Below are 24,265 nucleotides of genomic sequence, written 5' to 3' on the forward strand. Positions count from 1 at the left end.
TCAACACCTCAAAGAATTATTTCCAACAAAAACGCCGACAGGCAGGCGGTCGTATTGGAACGGCTACCCGCCTGTCGGCTATGATGAAGGAGAAATGTGAATTGCTTATTTACCGCCGGTCATGGCAATGCCCTGAATAAACTGCTTTTGGAAGATCAGGTACAAGATCACCATGGGGATCATGGCCAGCAGGCTGCCTGCCATCAGCACCGGGAAGTTGGTGGTGTACTGACCGTTCAGGGTGGAAAGGCCGGCAGACAGGGTCATCATGTTCAGATCGGTGTTGCAGATCAGCGGCCACATCAGGTCAGCATAAGCGAACACCGCCGTAAAGATGGCCAGTGCCGCCATGCTGGGGCCGGTCAGCGGCAGCATGACCTTGACGAAGGTCTGCCACTTGTTGCAGCCGTCCAGATACGCTGCCTCTGCGATCTCGTTGGGGATGCCCAGATACGCCTGCCGCAGAAAGAAGGTGCCGAAGGCACTGACCAGACCGGGGAACACCAGCGCAAAGATGGAGTTGGTGGCACCCATCTTTGCCAGCATCTGGTACTGCGGAATAATGAAGATCTGGCTCGGCAGCATCATCTGGATCAGCACCAGACCGAACAGCAGCTTTTTGCAGGGGAATTCCAGTTTGGCAAAGGCATAGCCCGCCATGGAGCTGAACACCACCGCAAAGATCACACGGAACAGGATCAGCAGACCCGTATTGACGTAGAGGTTGGTAAAGGGCAGGCTCTGCAATGCCTTGACAAAGCTGTCCAGATTCCAATGGGAGGGCAGGATCTGCGGCGGGATCGCCATAGACTCGGCCTGCGTCTTGAAGCTGGTGAGCACCATCCATACAAAGGGGAAGATCATGCTGATGCTGCCGAGGATCAAGACCAGATAGGTAAAGAACGTTACGACATTCTTTCTGGTTTTCAGACTGGCATTCATAGTTTACACCTCGTAATTGACCCACTTCTTCTGACCGATGAACTGCACCAGCGTGACCAGACCGATCAGCAGCACGGTCCACACCACAATGGCCGATGCGTAGCCCCTATTGCCGGCAACAAAGCTCTCGCGGTAGAACAGGTACATCAGGCTCTGTGCACTGGTCAGCGCAGGGTTCGTCTGCTCCACCATCATGTAGATCAGATCGTAGACCTTCAGGGAAGCCATCAGCCGCATGATGAGCACCACAAACAGGGTGGGCGATACCATGGGCAGCGTAATGCTGAAGAACTGGCGGATCTTGGATGCACCGTCCAGCTCGGCGGCTTCGTACAGAGACTGGGAAATGTTCTGGATGCCGGACAGCAGCAGCACGGCATCGTAGCCGATGGAGCTCCAGATGGAAACGATAGCACAGGTGACCAGAACGATCTTGGGATCAGTCAGCCAGCGGATGTTCGTGCCAAGGACCTGATTCAGAATGCCATACTCCGCATTGAAGATCCACTTCCAGACCATTGCTACCGCAGCAGGAGCCACCACCATGGGCAGGAAGAAGATGGCGCGGAAGGCGGTCTTGCCCTTGATCTTTGCGTTCAGCAGCACTGCCACGATCAGCGCCAGAAAAACGCCCACCGGCACAGTGAGGATGCAGAAGTAGATGGAGTTCCAGTTTGCCTTCCAGAATTCCGCATTGCGGAACATTTCAAGGTAGTTTTCCAGACCGCAGAACTGATAGGCTCCAAAGGCTTTCGTCTTGGAAAAACTCATGTAGATGGTCTGGAAGAACGGGATAATATTCAGGATCATCAGACCGAGGATGGTGGGAGCTACCATGACCAGCCCCCAGAAACGCCCATCCCGGCCCAGCTTTGATGTGCTTTTCATTTGGTTCCTCCCAAGCTGCATTTTCAGCCCGCACTGGCCTGATCCACGATGTCCTGCATCTTCTGCAGGCCGGTGTCGATATCCTCGGTACCTGCGTAGATCTTCAGCAGCTCATCATTGACCTTGCTCTTCCACTCCGGGCGAGAGGCGTTGTTGACGCTCTGAATGCTGTACTCAAACATCTCAATGAAGCACTGGATATTGATGGGATACTCTGCAAAGCAGCCTGCCCAGGTATCCTCCAGACCCTGATAGGCAGGGATGGCCGCACCGCTTTCGCCCTGAATGCGCTGGCCCTCCTCGCTGCCGAAGAACTTCAGGATATCCTTCACGGTATCCAGATTCTTGTTGCTGGCAGCAGTCGCGTAGCACAGACCGTTGGAGATGGTAGCACGGCCGTCTCCGCTTTCCGGGTCGGGGCACTTGGGCAGAACAGCCACATCCCACTTGCCCACCATTTCGGGGTAGTTCTGCAGCTCGGCAAGGATGTTCCAGTCGCCTTCCAGGAACATTGCGCCCTTCTCGGAGAAGAAGGCAGTGCCGGGAGCGGTCTCGGCAAAGTAGGTCTGGTTCGGGCACCAGTCGTTCTGCTGGAGACCGATGTAGAACTTCATTGCCTTTTCGGTGGCAGGCTGGGTAAAGCCCGCCTTAGTCTTGTCCTCGTTCAGGATGTAGCCGCCGGCCTGATACACAAAGTTCCAGTAGCCAAGCTGGTCGTCGGCGTATGCCATATAGCCGTACTTGCCGGTGGCAGCGTAGATCTTCTCGGATGCGCTGACCAGATCGTCCCAAGTCCAGTTCTCGTCCGGGTAAGCAACACCGGCAGCATCGAACATCTCCTTGTTATACACCAGACCGACCGTGTCCTTGTCCTTGGGGACTGCATACAGGGTACCGTTGGAGCCCATGGCGTTGGACAGCGAGATCTCCGAGAACTTGTCCTTTTCCACAATGTCGGTGCAGTCTGCCAGCATTCCATTGTCAGCGTACTTCAGAATTTCATTGGTGTGCATCCAGAAAATATCCGGCATCTGGTTGCTGGTGGCTGCAGCCTCCAGCTTTGTCCAGTATTCGTTCCAGCTGGTGACCTGCACCTCAATGCTGACCTCCGGGTGCTGCTGGGTGTAGGCCGCACACATAGCCTCCATGCCCTCCTTCTGTGCAACGTCCCAGATCTGGAAGGTCAGTGCCTTCTTGCCGCCGGAAGAACCGCTGCCGCTGCTGCCGCCGCAGGCTGCCAGCATGGATGCGGCGCTCATTGCCGCCATTGCCTTTACGAATTGTCTGCGAGAGATCTTCATTTTTGTTCTCCTCCAAAGTCCTTATTCCGTAGGGTGATCTTCGTACTGTGTCGCACCGGCCGGGTCGATTTTCCTGCTTTTGTCAGCTCTTACAAAAGCAGCGAGAAAATTTTGTGCATCATCACATTGCACAGTTTCTTTTCTCTTGTTGTGCCATTATTATACTATCTGCCAGCAGTTTCGTAAATGCAAAAATGCGACTTGTTATATCTCAATTTGAAGGAATACTACGAATTATGTTGAAGTCATCACGCATTTTGGTATATAATAAGAAAAAGCGGACAGGAGGCATCTTGTATGCAAGAATGTACAAAAAGAAACGTATCAACGGAAACAAAATGCAGGTTCCATGTGTTTCAGGATGAGCGATTCGTCGATCTCAACTTATACCAATATGGCTGGGAGCAGACAGAGCCTCTACACTCCTATGGTCCCTATGCCCGCAACCACTATCTGTTCCACTATGTCATCTCCGGCAAAGGGCTTCTGCTTGCAAACGAGCAGGAATACACCATCGAGGGCGGGCATGGTTTTCTGATTGCTCCCGGTCAGGTCACCACCTACCGTGCCGATGAACAGGAGCCGTGGGAATACACATGGATCGAGTTTGACGGTCTGCGTGCCCACGAAGCCCTGAACCTTGCAGGCATCAGCGGACAGAACCCGGTGTACTCGCCTGCGAGCACCAAAGCCGGACAGCTGCTGCAAGAGCAGATGCTCTTTCTGGTAAATCACAGTCAGGACAGCCCCATGCGTCAGATCGGCTACGGCTTTCTGTTTCTGGATCAGCTTGTACAGTCCTCTGCCTCCCATCAGGCACAAAGTCCCCGCCGCCTGCGGGACTTCTATATGAAGGAGGCTCTGTCTTTCATAGAGCAGCATTACAGCGAAGATATTTCCATCGAGGATATCTCCTCCGTCTGCGGACTGAACCGCAGCTATTTCAGCAAGGTATTCCGAGATACCATGGGCGAAAGCCCACAGGGGTTCCTGCTGCACTACCGCATGGCACGGGCGGCACAGCTGCTGACCGAAAGCCGCCTGCCCATCAGCACCATCAGCACCATGGTCAGCTATCCCAATCAGCTCCACTTTTCCCGTGCGTTCAAAAATGTATATGGCATCAGCCCACGGGACTATCGTGCAAAGCATTTTGCACTATAAAAATTGGTCTCATTCTCCGCTATACGCCTTTCGTTTTTCCGACATATAAAAACACCCCATTTGTCAGACCGAATACTGTCGGACAAATGGGGTGCTGTTCATTCAGGGGCGCATCCTGTTTTTGCTTTGCCATTGCTGCGCAACCGCGGCATTCTGCTTTCCGAAGAAAACAAAAAATCCGAACCCTTCTCCTATCGGAAAAAAGTTCGGATTTTGTTGTTGTGGTGCACCTCCAGGGACTCGAACCCTGGGCCCACTGATTAAGAGAGCAAGCCGCCGGTTCGTCTCAATTTATGGAAGTTTCGAGTCATCGTTATTTTTAATCAAGACAACGTGATTTTTCACCCAGTAATTTCTGCACCCTTTGTCGGATTTTGTAACGAAAAGCACCTTCTGCACGTTTTGAAACCGTGCAAAATCCGTGCAGAAACCGTGCACTTACTCCCCGACAAATAAAATCGCTCTATCCCCCACCGGCTTGACGGCATTGGTTTGAGTGGCCGAACATCAAAATCAAGTCATGGAGGACACGACTATGAACAAACTGCTTTCTTGCCACTACAATATGGACACCAACCGGGTGGAAGCCCAGTTTGCGGACGGCTCTGCTGTTGCCATCGACTGCATTGCCATTGAGGACGAGTACGGCAACACCCCGGCACAGCGGGCAGAACTGGACTGGCTGCTCTACAATAAGCCATTGGAGTACGCCCAGCTTGTGCTGAGTGGTGAGATTGAACACTACCTTTCACTTGGCTGCGACCATGGCAGACTGGAAGATTGACCTTTAATTGAAATATTCCAAACAGATCAACAGCCCTCTACTTGCAGTCGTTACAAATAGAGGGCTCTTAGTTAGTAGTTCAATCTATTATGGTGACCATCTGAAAATACTGATACTGGTATTCGTCTTCTAATACCGCCTGCATTTCTTCCATGTATAACGGGTCTTTCAACAATTTGGGATGAAATGCTCGCTCTCTCCAGAGTCGGACTCCACTTTTGGGAAAAATATATTCCGTCCCAAGTTGCAAGTCCTTTTCGTTGCAAATAACTTTGTCCTTTTTCATTAAGCTATCAATAATACACTCGGCGGTTGTATTAAACATGTCCATTCCGAACAGTTTTATTGACGCAACTTTAGACAGATCTCTCTGGATGCCGATTTCAGTAGCTTTTCCGTTCCGATACTGCACTAGAAAGAACGAATCATTATCCATATATCGTCCGGTTATCAAATTAGGGTCATCGGTTTCCGCACAACGTTCCATTTGCATTGCTTCATTAGAAGAATTCGACCATTGTCTCTTCATTTGCAGAAGAGTTTTTTCTAGCTCATCTGGTGCCATACCTAATTTTAATTGTCCAATTCCAATATGTGGTATAATAATTATCTCTTTCATAACAAAACCTTATACCAAAAAGGTAAACCACACAAATGCAGCAGTTGCACATATCATCAGAACCAGTAGTATCGTACTTGCAAGTTTCTTCTCAATGGAAACTTTCTGATTTTCGCATAGGACAATCTGCTGAAGATTGTGAAATTCGGCTTCGCTGACATTTCCATTTAATGCTTTCCATGCAGTGCAGCGATCTGTAACCAGCAAAAAATCGGACAGCATTTCCATAAAGATGACAGCGAAAAATGCCAGAGAAAAGAACCACATCCCATTCCATTGAAGTTCTGTCAACACCCTCTGAAGGCTTGAAGGCTTTAATGACACTAACGAAATAATGTAAATCAACGTGTTGCAGAATTCTCTTGCTAATGGCCCTTTTTGTTTAAGAAAATCCATTTTCAACCCTTTCCTTACAAACGGAGTGACTTAACCACCAATAGCCTGATAGTAATCCGTTTTAGAACGAATCAAAGAACCGTTTGACTTGTATTCTTTGACAGTTTGATGGTAGCAATATTTTCGAAATATGTGTTCTATTTTTTCTGCATTGGAATCACCTCATATCAAGTTTGAATTCATATTCTATGCGTCAAATTGTGACTGATTTCAATGATTTTTTTGGTGATGACTAAGATGTTTTATTTAGCTCATTTCGTCCGATGCGGTAAATCTTCTTGTCTTGTTCTCCTACTTCAACAATAAGTTCATTTTTATTGTGATGAACTATTACTGGAATATAGCTATCGGAATTTTCCACCATCAAACATGTGACTCCATTCGTCCATTCACTGTTCAATTCCTTTGATAGCATGGAAATGATTTCTTCTTTCGTCATTTTGATTAATGAATAACCTCCATTTTGTACACTCCCCCAGGAGCTTTTGCTTAGTCAACGTTGCTCACACTGCGTTTGTGACAGCTTTTTTGAAAAAAGTTCAAAATCTTGTCAGCTTTGGACGCTTCAACGAAAAAGTGTCCACACATTTGTAAATAATTACAAGCGTGTGGGCAAAAATTCAGCCAGTTAGGAAATGCTCTCTGCAATTTTTAGAATCTCTTCACGCGGTATCTTTCCAATGATCGTATGTGATATGCCATCTTTCTCCCATACTAGCACATATCTTGTACGGCCTCCGCTATTGTTTGTTCCGAGTGTGGCATCGGCTGTTCCAACTTAACCTCGTTCTAAATAAACCGTCTGGCGGTATCTAACTGATTAACATTTCAACAAAGAAGCTGTGGTTGGAGCCTCCAATATTGAGCAATCCATTTTCTTTCCACTGCATCATAGGGATAACCGGGATTCCCCAGCATCTCTTTTATTCAGGATTTTTCTACTGAAATCCGGATTCCAAATCCTCCCTCTGAGTATGCAATGCTTATCCATGTTTCATCTTTTCTTAGCAAAACGCCTGTCGAAACGCTTTCTGAAGCCGATGCCTCTTCAGCGTATCCTAAGGTTTTCAATTGGTCAATATATTTTTGTATTTCTTCTTCAGAGATATTATTATAAAAGATTGCATAATACCCAGCATTAGAACCATCCAATATATATTCTATCGTTCCACTTTCCGGCTCACAAATAAGCCTAGTGTATTCATTATCCGGCCAAACTGAAGTATAAATACATTTTACATCAGACGGATTGGTTCCTCCATGTGTAGCAAATTTTCCCTGACCTGAAAAACGAATGCAAAGAAAGACCAATATCAAAACTATAAAGGCAACCGCCATACTGCTAAAAAATTCCAATTTCTTATTCATTTGGCTTGCTCCATAATTCAAACGTACAAAGCCACGATTCTTTTCTTTCGACTCTAAAGAATCGTGGCTTTTATACCCATTATCTGTAGGATAGTTCTCGGAGGTGACTTTTCTGACTTTGTTACTCGATGGCATCCAATGGGCCGATAAAGCGGTAGAAAATCTGGATTTTCTGGACGTATTCGCCATCGACCTTTTCCGCTCTGGATACCAGAATCTTGTCAATCAGCTGATGCAGAATCTTATAGTTCAGTTCGGTGATACCAGCGTACTTGCTGACTTCATCAATAAAATCCTGAATCTTGTCCAGCTGATCGTGTTCAGCACGGCCTTCCCGCTCGTACTGCTCAATCTTCTCGGTCAGTTCAGCCTGTTCTTTGTCGTAGCGATCTGCAAGCATTTGAAAACGTTTCTCCGGGAGAAGTCCCTTTGATACGTCCTCATAAAGTTTTGCATACAGGTCTTCGATTTCTGCGATTCGTGCTTTACACTGCTTCAAATCCCGTTTGTGCTGCGCCCGGTCAGAGGACACCCGGAGGTGCATCTGATTTGCAATCTTCTTCACAAGGGCTTCCCGATTGCTCACAGCGGCCTTTGCGTGTGCCTGAATGTCCGCAAAGACAGCTTCATGCAGAACACGGGCTTCCAAATTATGCGAGTCACAGGCTTTCGCACCATATTTCCGATAAGTGCTGCAACAATAAAAGGTCTGATCCAGAACACTGTTACGTTTGCGCCTGTGCTCGACCTTGACTAACATCGTTCTGCCGCAGTCTGCACAGCGGACGATGCCTTTGAAGATATTGTCGTAGTCGGTCTTATCGCACATAAAACTACTGGAACGGCTGTAAAGGATTCGCTGCACGTTCTCCCAACGGTCTTGTGGGATGATTGCTTCATGTGTATTCGGAACGATAGCGCGTTCTTCAAACGGAATATAACGCCGCTTTTTGGATTTCATGGACACGGTGGGCTTGGCTTCGTAGATGATGTGTCCGGCGTAGACTGGGCTGTGCAGAACCTGACTGATATAGGCACTGTCCCAATCATACATCTTTTCATCATCAATAAAGCGGCCAAACATCTCTTTCTTGTAGTAACACGGCTTCAAGACTTTTTCATCGTGGAGCCGCTTGGCGATGCGGTGAAGCCCCAGCCCTTCCTCTGCCATTGAATAGATATACTCAACAACGGGGGCGGTGTTCGGGTCGATCACAAGGTGATTGTGGTCGGCAGGGTCTTTCTGGTAGCCAAACGGTGCGCCGCTGGAGATATACTTTCCACTTTTCTTGCGTGTCCGAAGGGCACTCTTGATCTTTCGGGAAGTGTCTTTGGCGTACATTTCATTGATGATGTTTCGGAACGGGGCAATATCCATCTGAGATTGCTCGTTGGAATCATAACCATCGTTGATTGCAATATAGCGGACACCGTGTTCAGGAAAGAAGATTTCCATATACGTTCCGGTTTCGATGTGGTTGCGTCCAAGTCGGGACTGGTCTTTGGTAATGACTGTTGCCACCTTTCCTTCCCGGATATCATCCAGAAGTTCCTGAAAGGCAGGGCGGTCAGAGTTCGTACCGCTGTAACCATCATCAACATAGTACTGGCAATTCCCGAAACCGTTGCGTGTGGCATACTCCATAAGCATTGACTTTTGAGTGCGGATGCTCAGGCTTTCGCTGTTTGAACCGTCATCTTTTGACAGTCGGCAGTATAAAGCAGTTACTTTTTTGTCCTTTTCCATGTGTACCTCCATAATGGAAAAGAGACCTCATCAATCACATTGTAGCGGATACTGCGTGACGATGCAAGCCCTTTTCCGCAGTAAAACGTCCAATTAGCCAGCGGCGAGATACGATTCGGCAGTTTTACGAATTTCTTCTTCCACAAGCCGCTGAAAAAGCGTATTCATCGGCACATTGCCGATATAATGGCGTTCCACGATCAGGCGCACGGACTTCGGACTTCTCGGCGCACGTTTGCGTGTGGTGGGCTTCTTCTCAGATTTTTCTTTGTTCAAGGGCAGACCTCCTCATTCATGTGGTGCAAATACGGAAAGGAATGGATGGATTCTATTCGTTTTTCTCTTTTTGTTTTATTACGTTGGTTAGGTGAAAGTTTTCTTCGATACAGTCTTAAAGGCTGCTATACTGCATAGGAAAAATATCTTTTGCAGATGCCATTAAGAATCTGCATCACAGAATCGTGATTTTGGCGGTTCTTGAATCGTGAAAAACGCAGAACTATTCAACATTTGGAATTTTCACAAAGATGTGATTGGGCGAAGAAAACCGCGTTCGTCTGCGCTCAATCAATCCCGCAGCGTCCAATTCCTTAAGCGCACTGGAAACACTGACAGTGCTGCGCCCTAGCTGCTCAGCCAAAGAGCAAATCGTAAAAATGACAAACACGAATCCACGTTCATCTATCCAGAGATTTTTCTGCGAGAGTGTGGCACGGTCGAGTAGCAACACTTAAGTCATTTTTGCAGTCTGACTCAGGTCAAGTTCCAAAAGGAAGCATGGGTATGGGAGAAACGGCGGCAGCGGAGTTTGCGTGGTAAGATATTCTGAAATGTTGATCACCTCCAGCTGAAGCAGAAATCAGGAACAAAGAGTATGTAACGAGAATTGGAGGGTTCCAATTCTCCAGTCGCAGAAAAGCACGAAACAAGTGCTCAACTGCGTTAATAAGTTAAGGTCTCCCATATTGGTCCTCGACTTCCCTAGGAGTGGGGAATCGTCCGGCGGCGGGCTTGCACCGCACCATTGGCATTTCAGCCACCCCGTCTTCGTTATGACCGGGCTGCGAGTTACAGAAGTACCTTTTGTGAAGTACCGGACGATTGAACTATTCACTTGTCAAGGAACATATGGAAGATTTCTGGACTTTGACGGACGAAAAACATCCTTCTACTTGGTAGCCGATGAAAAAGGCCATTTCGTAGCATTGCAAGCAATTTTGTAAACAAAACGTCATAATAGTCCGAGAATGGTCTTGAAAAAGATGCCCTACACTTGGTAGGCATCGAGAACGCCTGTTTCGTAGCATTGGTGAGAAACTTGTAATTGAATTGTAATTCTTGAGACCAAATCTCCGCTTTTGAAAAAATCCTCTCAATAGGTAGGCAACGAAAACAGCCCAAAGACAACCATCTTTTTGAGAATTAACAAAAAGGTCACAAATGACCGGCTTTCAAAGAGGCGCTTCTACTATTAACAGAAAAAGTGGCCTAAAATGGGGGGTGTTGGAGAAAATTTCTGCCTTAAAAGTACGCCTCTACTCACTAGCCAGCGAGAATAGCCAAAAGCCAGCAAAAAACAAATGAATTATGTACTTCTGCCACTGATTGCAACGGCATATCGGTGACAGAAAGATCGTTTAGAGCGATTCTTCGCGGTTTGGGGTGGTAGAAATCGTTTTGTAGTTGGACTTTTTCTGCTGAAGCTGCTCCAGCTGTTTCAGCACCGATTCCTTCTCCGGGGGCTTGCCGCCCGGTGTGGAAAGCTGCTGCTTATTCAGCACCATGTCGATATACTTGCGGATATTTTTCAGGGCAGAGACATCCGGCTGCAAGGTTTCCAGTTTGGTACGCAGTTCTGCGCTGCCGGATTGCAGCGCAGAAAATTCGGCATCCAATGCCGAAAAATCTACCGCTGTGCTGCCGTTCAGTTTCATCAGAGTGCGGACAGCTTTATTAAAGGTGTCCAGCTCCTCTTTGTGCTGGGCGGCATAAGCGTCCTTGGTCAACTTGAAGTTCTTCTTGATAAAGGTGTCGTGGATGGGCTTCAGCTTGGCATGGGCGGCGGCAGCATCCTTGATCTGGGCGATTGCCCGCATACGGTTTTCGTTCTGCTTCAACTGCCTACGGAGAGGGGCGGCGGTCTGGTTCAGGTTAGAAATTGCGGTATCCAGATCCTCGATGGTGTTCAGAGAATGGGCTTTCAGATAGTCCACCGCCCGTTTGACTTCCTCAAAGTCTCGGACAGTGCATTTCAGTTTTGCCTTGCCAGACCAATCGCTGCGCTGCTCGTTGCGGAGGTTGAAGTAATCCACCAGCAGGTCGGACAGCATTGGCTCCTTGGCTTGTTCCAGTGCATCCAAAAGAATCTGCTTCTTTTCATTCAGGTCTGCGATCCAGCGTTGCAGCCCACGAATCGCACTGCGGATGGACTGCATCAGGCTATTGGCGGCGCGAATATCCCGGTTCAGGTTGCCGAGAAAAGTTTCCACTCCACGCTTTTCCATCTGGTGTGCGGCGGGACCGAGATGCACGGTCGGTATCTGCTGGATGCCCTGTCGCTCAAAGGAGCGCAGGTCAACACGTTCCGGGCGGCCAGCCGCTTCCAAATAGCGGTTGGTAATGGTCTCCCAGCCATGCCGCCAGACCTCGGCATACTTCTGGTCGTTCCAGTCCACCGTGTTTTCCTTGTGGCACTTCCAGTTGCCGGAAGCGAGCCGGATGCGCTCACCGTTCTCGTCAAGGTCGTACACCTTTCTGGCTTTCGGGAGCCACTTGCCGTGTTCATCTATTGCCCGGAGCGTCAGCAGAATGTGAGCGTGTGGGTTTCCATCTCCCTTGTCGTGGATGGCAAAGTCGGCAATCATCCCTTTGGAAACAAACTGCTCCTGACAAAACTCTTTTATCATGGACAAATACTGCTCCTTCGGCACCTCCACCGGGAACGCCAGCACGATGCGCCGGGCAAGCTGGGAGTTCCACTGGTTCTCCACAGCTTCTACGGCGTTCCAGAGGGTCGCCCGGTCTGCATATCCGGGCGGCGCATAGGATGGCAGCATGATCTCAGCGTGGACAAGCTCTTTCTTCTTGTTGTAGAATTTTGTTCTCTGGTCGTACTCGCTGAACAGCCGTTCGCCGCTTTGGTAAGCGGCCCCGGCAACAGCGGACTGCCCTTGGCTGCGCTTGACGATGGTAATTTTGAAATGCGGACACGGAATAGGCATCACCCCCAAACAAAAAGACCGCCCAGCAAGATTGCTCTTGGTGAACGGTCTGGAATTGTATTCGGTTTTGCTCGCCGCCTTAGAACGGAGTGCCATGCGCTTCGATCTCAGGCGGGAGCCGCAAAAGGATAGCTGCAAAGCAGCGCAAGGAAAATGCAGTTTTCCTTGGGATGGAATCGGGCTGGCGCACAAACGCCAGCTTCGATTTCATCGAGCCGTCTGCAAGACCGCAATTTCACCGGAACGGTGTATAATTGCGCCCTTTATTCTAAAGGGTGCGGAACGCTGCGGCTTTCGTGCAGGTCGTGAATCATCTTTGCAAGAGCCAGCGCAACTTCCGGCTGACGGAACGCAATTTTCAGCAGCTCCATCACCTGATCGTTGGTGAGTTCTTCCGGCGCAATCAGAAAACTTTCCAGCATTCCGGCACGGGTACACAGCCGATGCACACGGGCCTTGCGGGTCAGCTCCGGTATCTGGTGTTCCAGAATTTTCTCCCGGTGCTGGTAGTAGCGCAGCTGCTGTTCTGCTTTGGCTTTCTCGCTGCGGAGATAGGCGAGATCGGTTTTCGGTTGGGTCAATGGCATCACGCTCCTTTTCAAAAGTTGGTTGTATTCGACATTTTTATTGGTTCGTGGTACACTACACACAATCAATGTGAATAGAGGTGACTGCGTTGCTTGCGTTATATCTAAGTGTGCTTGATGATCGAAACTTTGAAGAAGATTTTACCGAGGTGTACAATACATACAAACGGCTGGTTCACCATACCGCTTACAAAATCATGGATGATTCGTATCTGGCAGAGGATGTGCTACAAGAGGTATTTTTGTACGTTGCAAAAAATTTTTCTAAAATTCATCGAGAAAACTGTCACGAACTCGCTGCTTATCTCGTTAGTTGTAGTAGAAGCCGTGCATATGATATGCTTCGCAAACAACGAGAAGAATTGCTGGAAGATGTCCCAAACGAACCAGATGCCGCTCCGGTGCCGGATGATGCAGCAGTTAGCACCGATAACATTGAACGTCTAACAGAACTGATTGGCCAAATGAAACCGATGTACCGTGATCCGCTACGCCTTTTGGCAATGGGATATACAAACCGTGAGATTGCAAAATCGCTGGGATTAACGGATGAAGTGGTACGAACACGGCTCTTTCGAGGACGAAAACTATTATGGAAGGAGATGAACAGCCATGAGTGAGCGGACAGACATTTCATTTGATGCGGCTTTGATGATGGCACTTCGTGCAGATGCGCAAAGAGAACTGGATTCGCTTCCAACGCCAAAGCAGTTTGAGGAAATCCACCCAGATACGTCCCAATGGGACGAACGAATGACAGAGGCCTTAAAGAAGAAAAAGCACCACCCAGTGTTGAAACGAGTACTAATTGCGGCATTGACACTCGTAATGCTGACGGTTGGTGCTCTTGCGGTCAGCGCTGATTTCCGCAGGGCAGTCTATACGATGATTCAAAAATTTCTGCCCATTGAGATGCAGCTGACTTATCAGGTGGATGGCGAACCGCTGGAGTGGCTCCCGGATGGATACAGCGACCATTATGTGCCGAACGGCTTTGAAATGGACGATGTGCAGAAATTTGAGCGAGCAGAAAACTTTTTACATGTTTACTCGTCAAAAGAAACAGAGGAAAGCTACACAGTCCGTTGCTCAATTATCCAGCCAGGGCAGCAGTCCCTGTTTGATAATGAGCATACAGTGTACGAAACCGTAAAGGTCGGAGAAGCAGATGGTGTACTTGGAACCAGTACGGATGAACATGGAAAGAATGTTTATACTCTAAGTTGGGAACATCGGGGGATTACACATACCGTTATGGGAAACATTCCATACGATGAGATTATGAAAATTGCGGAAGGTATCCGTTAAGAAAGCTGGACACTTGTGAGAGTTCACAAATGTCTGGCTTTCTTTTTGTCTGAACTTACAAAGATGGAAAATTTGAAAAATTTTCTCCTGAAAATTGAAACGAAGCGAATGCGAATTGCGTTGATTATACAAAGGCTCTTGATGGGAGCAAAAAAACGGAGGTGTATGTCTATGTCGAAAAAGCGTTTGTTGTCCATTGTTGTTTCAGCGGTGATTCTCTTGAGCTTTGCCTGCACCGCAATGGCCGCTGAAAAGTCTGAACGGTATGTAGGCGATAGTACGGTCAACGGATCTATTTACCAAACATACTATCAGGTTGATGCCCAGACTCGAACTGGAGTAAAGAAAATCAGCGTTTCAGGCGTTCTCTATGAAAAGGGGACAATTGGAACATGGCAAAAAGTAAGTAGCTGCTCAAACAGCAGCACGACCTCAACCTGCATGGTGAGCAGTAGCTTTAACACTAAGCCCGGAAAATCTTATAGGCTTGAGTATTCTGCGACCTTTAGCTATTCCGATGGACGGAGCGAAACCATTACCGGAAGTACCAGTAGATAAGTGGAGTTTGTTATATATTTCAGCAAGTTAGAAAGGTGTGAGGTAATTATAAAGGCGAGACCAACGCGAGTTATCCGATACCTAGCTATAGTCGCACTGTGCTTGCTTTTGGGCTTTATGCTTGGAAGAAAAAGCAAATATGAAAAACGAGATTATTTGAAACAATTCAAAATTGGAAAAGCAACATACTCTGAATCGTTGATATATGAGGCTTATGGCGGATTGCAAAATGATGGGATAATGTTAGCGGTATACTACGATGTGGATGCAGCCAAAATTATTCATCAACTCGATTCATGGGAGAAAATTAATGATTCTCCAACCATATCTTCTATATTAAAAAATGTGTCGTCATATTTTGGATTAGATTTTGTGATTCCTGAAATTGCAAGTGGAAATTTTTTTCTTTATGATAATAGTCAGCATAAGGAACTACGCTCGGAAGCCGAAATGAATACATTGCTTTTACATTCTGAAGATGTGAATTTTAGTCTCGTTGTCTGGGATGATGAGAAGCACACAATTTATATAGTAGAGTACAGAATTTAAGGAGGTTCGTTATGAAGAGGTTCGTATCATTAATTCTTTCAGTGTGTTTTTTGTTTTCGATAAATACTGTGTCTTATGCTGCTAACATAAGCAGCCGTAAAGCTAGCAATCCTGTTATTCAAAGCATGAATGATAAGTATCATGTTGATTTTTCGGGAATGTCGATAGATGAATTAAATAAGTTTATCGATAAGATGAAAGATGAAGATCAAACACGTGCATCTGGAAATTTGTTAAATAATACACAGCTTGCATGGTTGGCAGCTGCGCAAATTGCACGGGATAAGGGATATGAATGTGCGGCTCTTATGGTTGAATTCTCTGTATATAATATTGACTATTCTGAGAGTGTGACGGATTCTTCGACGCCATTGCTTGACAAGTTAAACACGACAACAGTTTTTAATAATTATAAAAACAAAGTACTTAATAGTGGCTTGAAAGATTTTAGTGGAGGAAGTTGGTCTTTTACAATTCAAAAGTCTGATAATGCAGATTTATTCTATGCATTGCATAGGGTAAGCACCTCTGGAACAGGCTTCATGATTGGTAATTCTATAATGTATTACTTGATTACCGTTCATGACACATTTGATTTTGCATATGACAACAACTATGACGACTTGTTTACTACTACAGTGAACAATTGGGCTTGGTTGTGCCAGCAGACGCATGTGTTGAATCCCATAGAGATAAATCTTAGCACGGCTATTGGATAAAAAATCAGTGGTATTTATTTTTTTGCGAAAGTAAAAGTTGAAATCTAAAATAAGGATGGCTCTAACGTATGAAAAATTTTACGGAGGTGTTTCCAATGCAGAGCAACTGATGTATAAGAAATCTTGTGTATACTCTAAAAGTAAAGAAGGAAAATTAAAATAGCTAGTGAAAAAATATCTCGTAGAATTTTTTTGAAAGCAAGTGGGATTGTGGCTCTTTCTTCAATGGAGCTTAACTCTGGGCTGACTGCTTTTGCAGATAATCAAAGTGATGGAAGCAAATCTCATATCGAGAGATACCATAGATACGATTTTGATACAAAAGAAGAATCTATAGAGGAAATTATAGTTGAAACCAATTCCTTCACGGATGGAGAGACAACTGCAGGCTATTTTCCAAATGGAAAGATTTCGGATATTGATCTATCCGATCTGTATGCGATTATCGGAAGCAATGATATCACTGTTGTTGATAATCCAACGGCAACACCATATTGTAGTACGGTATGCCTACAGATAACGACCAATAATGGAGGGACAAATTATGGTTCTGGATTTATGATTGGGCCTAATGCACTTGCAACAGCAGCACATAATCTATACAGTATAAAGGAAAAAGCCTACGTTAAGTCGGTAAATGTCGCACCTGCTCGATCTGATAATAGTAAACCTTTTGGAAGCGAAAATGTATCGGCAAGTTCGATGATTGTTAGTGATTCTTATCTTGCTGGAACAAGTTCGGAGGATTGGGCGATTATTACGCTCAAGAATAATTTAGGAACGAAAACGGGATGGCTTGGGTTACATTGGCAGTCTAGCAATTATTCATCATCACAGTTGGTGTATGCTTATGGCTATCCGAGCCAAATAAATGGTGCCGATGCGAGATATCGGATGTGTAAATCTTCTGGGTATATTAGAAGTCAGACTTCAAAATATCTCAAGGGCGATTGGGATTTGACAGGTGGCTTTAGTGGTGGTCCTCTTGTAGAATATATTTCTGGAGCTGGGTATGTAGCTATCGGAATCCATAAAGATGGAAGCACAATTGATGGTTCTTCATATCCAACTTCTTATACAGGGGCATTGAGAATAACACAATCGCTTTATACGCTGTTCCTTTCATACAGAGGTTGATAAAATGAAATGCAAACGGAAGATTATGGTTGGCATAGCATTTGTGGCAGTGGTTCTCTGCATTCTATTTCAATCGAATACATTCGGAAGAAAAAAATCGGAACTTATAATTGAAGAAGTTGACCTGAAGAACAATTGTATTTATGCGACTGCAAAAAATCAATTATATGATACGGATGACAATTATATAATTTATGGCGTATCAAACTACTTGAAAGGAAATCTTCAGTTGTCGTATCTTAAAGAAGGCGAAAGCATTCTTGTGATATCAAACGGTAAGGTGTTGCTATCAGATCCGTATCAATTTGATAAAATATACAGTATTCAACTGTTGCAATAGCGTTTCATTTTCTCAATAAATAATATAAGCTATTTACAGCTGCCTCCTCTGTTAAGTGGTGGTGCAGTGCTTATTCTCAATAACGATGCGATTGATGAAAATGATAGACCTTTTTGGAATTTAGAATTTTCTCAATAATCAAGCCCCCAAAATGGCAAACTTGAAATCATCGAGAGATACATAAAATATAGGGTTAAATCGACTTTCGTGTCGAAAAAACAAGTGCTAGAAATAGCAAAATTCATTGAATTTTAGAATGACATTTATAAGAAACCAGTAGATTTGCCTGATATTTGTGATTTCTTTGACCGTTGGGCCATTGATTTTGCACTACATTGATTTTGCACTACTATGAGCAAAGGAAAAACTTAAAATAAGCAAACAACCCGCCATTTGCAGCGACTGCAAGTAGCGGGTTGTTTGGCCTATTTAGAGGTTAGTCTTTCAGTTTGCCATGGTCACAGCCAAGTGAGAGATAATGCTCAATCTCACCACTCAGCACAAGCTGGACGCACTCCAAGGGCTTGTTGTATAGTAGCCAATCAAGTTCAGCTCGCTGTGCCGGGGTATTGCCGTATTCGTCCTCGATGGCAAGGCAGTCAATGGCAATGGCAGAGCCATCAGCGAACTGGGCTTCCGCTCGGTTGGTGTCCATATTATAGTGCCAAGAACGTGCTTTTTGAGAACTATTCTGGTCAAAAATTCGATTTTGTTTCATTTGAATGCCCTCTTTGATGCTTTTATGATTTAGTTTTTTGACGAGATGAGGTCTCTTTTTTCTTTCTCTTGAGTCACCCAACCGCACTATCCTGCATCTAATGCTTTTATTACGGAATCGTGATGTCGTAGGAAATGGAGAACTGGCCACCGTTTGCCAAAGCATTCAATTTGTTTTCAAGGAAATTATCTGCATTGGAATCACCTCCATCACGGTTTCCATTTTAGATGTTGATAATAGCAAAGCACAAATAGAAAAAATCCACAATATTGTAGCAAGACGGAGAAAAAATGTCACCAAAACGGTGTAAGCGCAAAGCAGGGATTGGTTCTTGATCTCCGTTGTGAGAGTTCACAAACGTCCGGGGTGCTGTTGCCGGAAGGATGCTTTCTTCAATTTTCTTCCAGAATTCTCTGCAAATAGCGGGCTGTTTATGCTTCTTGAGAATCCATCTAGTGAATACCGACACCCTCCATGATCTTTTCTATCCAATTTGTGGAAGAATCATTTTTCTCACTAAATGACCCCAAATAATGTGACGAACTCTCAACCTCTATTATTACACCATCCGGCATTCTGTATTTTTCTAAACTGAGATTCAAACCTTTAAGTGGGATTGTTCTAGCCAGTTGAGGGATAGAAACTGTATGGAGAATATCAATTTTTGATAAACCTCTATACGTTTCTGTCTTTTCGGCTTCACTTAGCAACCGTTCTGCATACTGATTTGAAATAACCTGTATGCGAAATTGTTCTTTTTCCTCCTCGGTCATCTCAAGTGGAACGCCGTGCAATGTGTCCACAATATAGGACGAAATTTTAGCGAAGTGCTCGTCAAAATCAGTGGTATCTTCGTTGGTCATATTTCTGTTCTACCCTCATTATAAGCTTTCCGGTCTGCTTAAAGTTACAGCTTTCAGCGTAAAGCTTCCGTAGTTTTTAATGCTAAACGATAGTTATCGAACTTTTCCACAGCTTTTGCAAAATCGTCGAGAAAAAGTTCTGTATCTTTTTCATTCGTACCACTTTACCCCATTATTAGAATTGAAAATTAGTAGCCCTTTGATATAAATAAGTAAACGATGAATCCACCCCACAAAACAACTTCAGCAATTATCAAACACTTCAAGTGTTGCTGCAATTTTTCGGGGTCAATTTCGCCTTTTTTCAGAAAATCATAAATTGAATTTCGCAATTTATCTATGTCTTCCTGCTTGATTTCCAGTTTCAAATAAAAATTTTTCCCGAAAAGGAGCTGGTGCATCCCATAATATATTGAAAGCAATATTAAAAATGAAGTAATACTTACAAGCGCTGGCTGGGTCCAGCTTATTGTCATACCTTCTACCGATGTAAGATTTCTATAAAAAACAATATCACTTAAACCAGCTACAAACAACAGAAAATTCCAAACCAAAAATGTATATAAAGTTTTCTTCATTTTCTATACCTTCTTTCACTACTGCCCACATTGCTGGAAATATCAAACGCCTACTTTATTTTTATGCCCTCATTTTTTACAAATCATCAAACCTTCCCGCCTTGCTTTTTTGTTTAGATAACGAAATTTAAGCCTGATTTATTTCGTTTGTCCACAAAATTTTTCAAAATCGTATAGATGCACATAAACTTCCTGAAAATTTGTAGCACAATCGCAATCTTCTTTTAAATAAACACGCTATAAGGATAAACTTTTTGTTTTACCTCGATTGAAAGCCATCTTTAGCTTTCTGGTTTGAGAACTGTACTTCGGGCCGGATTCTTTGGGTCTACTAGAATTTTTATTGGTGCCCCTTTCGGAATACATGGATTGAACCAAAACCACTGCGACTTTCCATTATAGGTTTCACCTTTAACTTTATACTGATAATGTACCACATATGGATAGATTACATCTTCATCGGCAAGGTGGTAGGTACTCATATGAAATTTTATATGTACTCGTTTTGTTGCTGTAACCTTTCCGATGATTCTTGTTCCATTTTTCAAAAGTTCTGCCTTTTTATAGTCGGAAATAATCGCCAATCCGATAATTATACCTGCTACAATCCATGCTAATATCGCAGCCACCCAAATACCAGACTTACACGCTCCAACCGATATAATTGCCGCCACGAACATTCCGACATATGCCAGTGTATGAATAAGATCTTTTGAAAAAAACATTTTATCTCGTGTAATTTTCATAAAACGGCATCCTCCTCAAATCCTACAGTCGGTAATCAGCAGCTTCGTGAAATCAACGTTCCTTAGATACTTAGATTTAATCCTATTTTGTTTCATCCGTCTACAAAATTCCTCAAAATCGTATAGCTGCACATAAATTTCCAGAAAACTTGTAGCACAATCACGATTTTTCTTTTCACTCAGATAAACCACCACGGCAATTCCAGCCACAGGTTATCCATAGCCTGTTCCTCGGTCTTTTGGGCGCGGCCTTTTGTCAGGTGGAAATATATCGCCGTACCAATCAAAGGATGTTCCTTGCCATCAGTAAAGCCATAGCGGTACAGCAGATAGGTCTGCTCCCGTTGGGTCAACCGTTTCAGGCCATCGTACAGTTCCCGGCGCGATTCCTGATCCTCCATAATGCTCTGCGGCTGCATGGCGTAGGGGTCGGCTATGGCTTCGATGCGCTGCAGTTGTTCCTCTCCCGGCAGAACATCATCCAGCGAAACGCGCTGGTAACAGATACCATCCTTGTCCTCTGTCACCATCCGCTGCTCAAAAGCGGCAAAGGCATCCCGAACCATATCCATCATGGCGTTGCGGATGGCCGGAGCCGCGTAGGTCAGGAACTTCATTCCACGCGCTGCATCGAACTTCGGCACGGTCTTCCACAAGCCCAGATTGCCCGCCTGTTTCAAATCGTCCGTGTCAAGGTTCAGGCCGGACTGTGCCAGATTCATGCTGCGGAAAAGGTCATTTGCCACCTTGCCAATAAAGGACTTGTTGTTGTCGATCAGGCTGTCCAGTGCTGCGGCATCGCCTTTCTGTGCCAGCGCACAAAGCCGTTCATTCGTCTGCTTCATGGGCGTTTTCCTGCTCTGCGGCAGACTGCAAGATTCCCAGCAGACCGCTTCGCAGCTGTTCCAGTGCTTCCGGCGTAGCTCCTTCCATACCCGAAACGCTGTCCAACATTGCATCTGTCAACTGCTCTGCCGTGATCGTTGGGTGCTGCACATCCTGCCCCTTGGTCAGTTCATTGAACATCTTCTCGGCCACTTTCTTGCTCATGGCTTCCTGTTCGGCGTAATGGCTCCCGATACCCTTTTTGATTTCCTTGACCGCCGCCATGAAGTACATTTCAATGTCATCAAGGTCGCCTTGATACACTGGCTTTCTCCGAAGGCTGATGTCCTTTGCGGCTTTGGCTGCTTCCGGGGTCTTGACCTTTGTGCGCAGCAGGGTGCTCAATGTCGTGAGCATGGCATTCTGTGCTGCGATGCCGGACGCAAAGGTGTCATCAAAATACTGCGATATGCGGTAAGTAAGCTCTGCAAAGCGGGCGTTTTCCAGCAGCAGGTTGACTACCTCTGCATTGACGCGCCCTGTGTAGAGGTTCTTTGCGGCTTCTACGGACAAGCCAAGTTCAGCAATGTCGTAGTTCTTGCGGTCGGGGATGTTGGTTTCTCCCAGCAGAAAATCCGTGGACACGTTGAACAGCCTTGCAATCTTCAGCACCTGCTCATGGGTCAGGGTTCCCTTTGCACCGCTGATAAAGCGGCTGATGGTACTCTTGGAGCAGCCGATTTCCTTGGCAAGCTCCGGTTGGCTTATGTTGTGCTCTTTCATCAAGTCCGCAAGACGGACGTTGGATGGTGCGGGCAGATATTCCTGTGCCATGTGGTCGGCCCTCCTTTTTGAGCTTTTTCCTCATTATAATACGCTCTGCCGTTTTGTTCAATATAAGGTTTCCTCTCTGCCCTTGCTGTTGCAGCCCTGCAACCAGTGAGGGCATTTTTCTTTTTCCGTTGCAGTTCTGCCGCTTTTTCGCCTTTCCTGCAAAATTTTCCGTATATTCAGGCACAAGGCAAAAAACACCAGAGTTCCCACTTTGGGGTACTCTGGTGCAACACATAACACCGCCCCGCCCGGTGGCCGCAGGGTGCGGGGTTTTGTAGGCATTGAGCCGCTTGTCCACCCCTGTCCGTAAAAAGTGCATTTTTTACGGAAGAAGTTCGTACAACCTGTACGGTCTGTACTTGTACGCACCTGTACGGCAAATTGAAGCAGATTAAAACGTGCTATCGTTTATATTTTGGATTTCCGTACGTCGTACGAACCGTACAGGTTATTTGAAGTCCGTACGCAATTTTTTCAGATGCGTACGGAGCAATCAGGTTCGCATTGTGCGAACTTGTCGGGGCGAGGCCCCTCCATCTTGCTGGCGCAAGACCGTTCGGTCACTTAAAAGCCCCACTGGGGCTTTCATTGCTTCGCAAACGTGAACTCGATTAGCTCTCCCGCAGGAGACGTTCCCCCTCGGAGAGTCCTCGAAGAGCCCACTACACTTTGCAGCCCATAGGGATGAAAGTGTTATAGTGGGTTATTACACTTCCGAAGAAGTGCATCTTCGTTCCCCGTCACCTCTCGATGAACCTTGAAAGGAGGGATGCCCTTTGGCAAGAAACGATGGCGTTGACCGCACCAGTGTCCGAAATCTCGCCGTTTCAGACAAAGCCGTTGGCAACACCCAGCAGCACAACGAGCGCGAAAAGGACAGCTATCGAAACCCCGACATTATCCCCCAGTGCACCTCATGGAACGTCCACTTCAAAAAGCCAACCGCCAGCTACACCGACCTATTTGCCCAACTGGAAGCCGCTGGAACCATTTCCACGCGCGGCCTGAAGCCGGATGCCACCCATTATTGCGAGCTTGTCTTTGATGTCAACTCGGCCTATTTTGACAATCACGGTGGCTACGAGTTCGCCAAGCAGTTCTATGAGGATGCCTACAAAGCAGCCGTTCAAATCGTGGGCGGTGAGCAGTATATTCTCTCGGCTGTCATGCACGCCGATGAAATCAACCGTGCCATGACCGAGGCACTAGGCCGGGAGATCTACCACTACCACCTCCATGTGGTCTATGTGCCTGTGGTGGAAAAGCAAATCCTCTGGTCGAAACGCTGCAAGGACAAGGCACTGGTCGGCACCGTCAAGGAGACCGTCATGCAGGTCAGCCGAAGCAAGAAGTGGGCTTCCAAGCCCCTGCTGGACGATGCTGGAAAGCCTGTCCTGCAAAAGAGCGGCAAGCCAGTCCTGAAGAAGTCGTACAGTGTCCTGCAAGACGATTTCTTCAACTATATGCGCAATGCCGGGTACACGGATGTAGAGCGCGGTGAGCGCGGCAGCACCGAAGAACACCTGACCGTCACCCAGTTCAAAGTCCAGCGGGAGCAGGAACGGCTGGACAGCCTGACCGCCCAAGCCGACCAAAAGGCGCAGTCGCTTGCCAAAACCAGTCAGACCCTCTCCAAAAAGGAGAAGGAACTTGCCGCTGTGCAGAAAAAGGCCACGCTCACGAAAGAAGCCCTCATTCATGCGCGCGATCTGGATTATATCGGCAAGCGCACCTTTCTCGGTAACTACTCGCTGACCGAAGAAGAATTTTCCAAGCTGAAAAAGCAAGCCGACCACGGCTATATGATGGACGTGGAGAACCGCCGCTTGAAAGAAGAACTTTCCACCGCCAAGAAGGAGGCCGTTCGTTGGAGCAACAAGTACCACGACCTGTGGTACGACGTGAAACCCTATCTGGATGCTCTCCACCGTGCGCCGGAACTGGTACACGGCTTTCTGGAAAAGATTCTTGCACCAAAGCAGGAACGTACCATAAATGTGCCGCAGCGAAACCGCAGACGTGGGCAGGATGTAGAACTTTAAGCTGAATTTTTAGATAATATGACAATACAAG

At 46.3% G+C, this 24,265-nt stretch carries 26 protein-coding genes and 1 pseudogene; 9 read left to right on the forward strand and 18 right to left on the reverse strand.

Going from position 1 to position 24,265, the window contains the following annotated elements; all coding sequences use genetic code 11:
• Nucleotides 1-105 precede the first annotated feature (105 nt).
• Genes MTP39_RS13580 through MTP39_RS13590 form a run of 3 tightly spaced genes read right to left on the reverse strand, consistent with a single transcriptional unit; the run spans nt 106 to nt 3,131 of the window.
• Complete coding sequence (locus MTP39_RS13580) at nt 106-942, reverse strand: carbohydrate ABC transporter permease (RefSeq protein ID WP_117506307.1); 837 nt, start codon at nt 940-942, stop codon at nt 106-108.
• Nucleotides 943-945: 3 nt separating this feature from the next.
• Nucleotides 946-1,830 (reverse strand): carbohydrate ABC transporter permease, encoded by an 885-nt coding sequence (locus MTP39_RS13585; protein WP_249240933.1) that lies wholly within the window; start codon nt 1,828-1,830, stop codon nt 946-948.
• 23 nt (nt 1,831-1,853) lie between these two features.
• Nucleotides 1,854-3,131 carry an ABC transporter substrate-binding protein gene (locus MTP39_RS13590; RefSeq protein WP_249240934.1) on the reverse strand — a complete coding sequence of 426 codons (1,278 nt, stop codon included), beginning with the start codon at nt 3,129-3,131 and terminating at the stop codon, nt 1,854-1,856.
• A gap of 297 nt (nt 3,132-3,428) precedes the next feature.
• Here MTP39_RS13590 and MTP39_RS13595 point away from each other — a divergent pair, with 297 nt between their 5' ends.
• Both MTP39_RS13595 and MTP39_RS13600 read left to right on the forward strand, forming a co-directional pair.
• The gene (locus MTP39_RS13595) at nt 3,429-4,295 is read left to right on the forward strand and encodes an AraC family transcriptional regulator (RefSeq protein WP_249240935.1); all 867 of its coding nucleotides are present in this window, start codon (nt 3,429-3,431) and stop codon (nt 4,293-4,295) included.
• Between the two features lie 535 nt (nt 4,296-4,830).
• On the forward strand, nt 4,831-5,079 hold the full coding sequence (locus tag MTP39_RS13600; RefSeq protein ID WP_015564576.1) for a DUF6061 family protein: 249 nt from the start codon (nt 4,831-4,833) through the stop codon (nt 5,077-5,079).
• Between the two features lie 79 nt (nt 5,080-5,158).
• Here the strand turns inward: MTP39_RS13600 and MTP39_RS13605 are convergent, their stop codons facing one another.
• The 9 genes and pseudogenes from MTP39_RS13605 to MTP39_RS13645 all read right to left on the reverse strand — a co-directional run bounded on the left by MTP39_RS13605 (nt 5,159) and on the right by MTP39_RS13645 (nt 13,011).
• Nucleotides 5,159-5,698: a hypothetical protein gene (locus tag MTP39_RS13605; RefSeq protein WP_015564577.1), complete on the reverse strand. Its 540-nt coding sequence runs from the start codon at nt 5,696-5,698 to the stop codon at nt 5,159-5,161.
• Between the two features lie 9 nt (nt 5,699-5,707).
• On the reverse strand, nt 5,708-6,094 hold the full coding sequence (locus tag MTP39_RS13610) for a hypothetical protein (RefSeq protein WP_223382614.1): 387 nt from the start codon (nt 6,092-6,094) through the stop codon (nt 5,708-5,710).
• Between the two features lie 628 nt (nt 6,095-6,722).
• Nucleotides 6,723-6,857, reverse strand: a pseudogene (locus MTP39_RS13615) (DUF4367 domain-containing protein); the annotation flags it as partial.
• A gap of 164 nt (nt 6,858-7,021) precedes the next feature.
• Nucleotides 7,022-7,462 (reverse strand): hypothetical protein, encoded by a 441-nt coding sequence (locus MTP39_RS13620; protein ID WP_005929376.1) that lies wholly within the window; start codon nt 7,460-7,462, stop codon nt 7,022-7,024.
• 121 nt (nt 7,463-7,583) lie between these two features.
• On the reverse strand, nt 7,584-9,209 hold the full coding sequence (locus tag MTP39_RS13625) for a recombinase family protein (protein ID WP_223383313.1): 1,626 nt from the start codon (nt 9,207-9,209) through the stop codon (nt 7,584-7,586).
• A 93-nt stretch (nt 9,210-9,302) separates the two neighbouring features.
• A complete protein-coding gene (locus tag MTP39_RS13630) occupies nt 9,303-9,485 on the reverse strand; it encodes a hypothetical protein (RefSeq protein ID WP_005945116.1) in 183 nt (60 codons plus the stop codon).
• A 223-nt stretch (nt 9,486-9,708) separates the two neighbouring features.
• Complete coding sequence (locus tag MTP39_RS13635; protein ID WP_256468826.1) at nt 9,709-9,939, reverse strand: replication initiator protein A; 231 nt, start codon at nt 9,937-9,939, stop codon at nt 9,709-9,711.
• A 907-nt stretch (nt 9,940-10,846) separates the two neighbouring features.
• A complete protein-coding gene (gene mobQ / locus MTP39_RS13640; RefSeq protein WP_044954172.1) occupies nt 10,847-12,424 on the reverse strand; it encodes a MobQ family relaxase in 1,578 nt (525 codons plus the stop codon).
• A 269-nt stretch (nt 12,425-12,693) separates the two neighbouring features.
• Nucleotides 12,694-13,011, reverse strand: coding sequence for a DUF3847 domain-containing protein (locus MTP39_RS13645; protein WP_316541617.1), 318 nt, complete (start codon nt 13,009-13,011; stop codon nt 12,694-12,696).
• An 86-nt stretch (nt 13,012-13,097) separates the two neighbouring features.
• On the opposite strand from MTP39_RS13645, the gene MTP39_RS13650 reads away from it, so the two are divergent.
• From MTP39_RS13650 to MTP39_RS13675, 6 genes are all read left to right on the forward strand, one after another.
• Nucleotides 13,098-13,637 (forward strand): RNA polymerase sigma factor, encoded by a 540-nt coding sequence (locus MTP39_RS13650; protein WP_223389524.1) that lies wholly within the window; start codon nt 13,098-13,100, stop codon nt 13,635-13,637.
• Nucleotides 13,630-14,325 (forward strand): DUF4367 domain-containing protein, encoded by a 696-nt coding sequence (locus tag MTP39_RS13655; RefSeq protein WP_249240936.1) that lies wholly within the window; start codon nt 13,630-13,632, stop codon nt 14,323-14,325. The genes MTP39_RS13650 and MTP39_RS13655 overlap by 8 nt, the downstream gene beginning before the upstream one ends.
• A gap of 171 nt (nt 14,326-14,496) precedes the next feature.
• Nucleotides 14,497-14,883, forward strand: coding sequence for a hypothetical protein (locus tag MTP39_RS13660; RefSeq protein WP_223383317.1), 387 nt, complete (start codon nt 14,497-14,499; stop codon nt 14,881-14,883).
• Nucleotides 14,884-15,039: 156 nt separating this feature from the next.
• The gene (locus MTP39_RS13665) at nt 15,040-15,432 is read left to right on the forward strand and encodes a hypothetical protein (RefSeq protein WP_223383318.1); all 393 of its coding nucleotides are present in this window, start codon (nt 15,040-15,042) and stop codon (nt 15,430-15,432) included.
• An 11-nt stretch (nt 15,433-15,443) separates the two neighbouring features.
• Entirely contained in the window at nt 15,444-16,151 is a 708-nt protein-coding gene (locus MTP39_RS13670) for a hypothetical protein (protein WP_015536562.1), read from the forward strand.
• 210 nt (nt 16,152-16,361) lie between these two features.
• On the forward strand, nt 16,362-17,288 hold the full coding sequence (locus tag MTP39_RS13675; RefSeq protein WP_005924705.1) for a trypsin-like serine peptidase: 927 nt from the start codon (nt 16,362-16,364) through the stop codon (nt 17,286-17,288).
• 776 nt (nt 17,289-18,064) lie between these two features.
• Here the strand turns inward: MTP39_RS13675 and MTP39_RS13680 are convergent.
• The 6 genes from MTP39_RS13680 to MTP39_RS13705 all read right to left on the reverse strand — a co-directional run bounded on the left by MTP39_RS13680 (nt 18,065) and on the right by MTP39_RS13705 (nt 22,192).
• On the reverse strand, nt 18,065-18,346 hold the full coding sequence (locus tag MTP39_RS13680; protein ID WP_015536560.1) for a DUF6061 family protein: 282 nt from the start codon (nt 18,344-18,346) through the stop codon (nt 18,065-18,067).
• Nucleotides 18,347-18,798: 452 nt separating this feature from the next.
• Nucleotides 18,799-19,209 (reverse strand): hypothetical protein, encoded by a 411-nt coding sequence (locus tag MTP39_RS13685; RefSeq protein WP_227623447.1) that lies wholly within the window; start codon nt 19,207-19,209, stop codon nt 18,799-18,801.
• Between the two features lie 188 nt (nt 19,210-19,397).
• Nucleotides 19,398-19,787 (reverse strand): hypothetical protein, encoded by a 390-nt coding sequence (locus MTP39_RS13690; protein WP_005923150.1) that lies wholly within the window; start codon nt 19,785-19,787, stop codon nt 19,398-19,400.
• Nucleotides 19,788-20,068: 281 nt separating this feature from the next.
• Nucleotides 20,069-20,533 (reverse strand): DUF3592 domain-containing protein, encoded by a 465-nt coding sequence (locus MTP39_RS13695; RefSeq protein WP_005929423.1) that lies wholly within the window; start codon nt 20,531-20,533, stop codon nt 20,069-20,071.
• 179 nt (nt 20,534-20,712) lie between these two features.
• Nucleotides 20,713-21,378 (reverse strand): sigma-70 family RNA polymerase sigma factor, encoded by a 666-nt coding sequence (locus MTP39_RS13700; RefSeq protein WP_120119672.1) that lies wholly within the window; start codon nt 21,376-21,378, stop codon nt 20,713-20,715.
• On the reverse strand, nt 21,362-22,192 hold the full coding sequence (locus MTP39_RS13705; protein ID WP_249240937.1) for a helix-turn-helix domain-containing protein: 831 nt from the start codon (nt 22,190-22,192) through the stop codon (nt 21,362-21,364). The genes MTP39_RS13700 and MTP39_RS13705 overlap by 17 nt, the downstream gene beginning before the upstream one ends.
• A 776-nt stretch (nt 22,193-22,968) precedes the next feature.
• Between MTP39_RS13705 and MTP39_RS13710 the strand changes: the two genes are divergently transcribed.
• A complete protein-coding gene (locus MTP39_RS13710; RefSeq protein ID WP_249240938.1) occupies nt 22,969-24,234 on the forward strand; it encodes a plasmid recombination protein in 1,266 nt (421 codons plus the stop codon).
• The last annotated feature ends 31 nt before the right edge of the window (nt 24,235-24,265 follow it).

This window comes from Faecalibacterium sp. I3-3-33 (assembly GCF_023347295.1).
GTDB lineage: Bacteria > Bacillota > Clostridia > Oscillospirales > Ruminococcaceae > Faecalibacterium.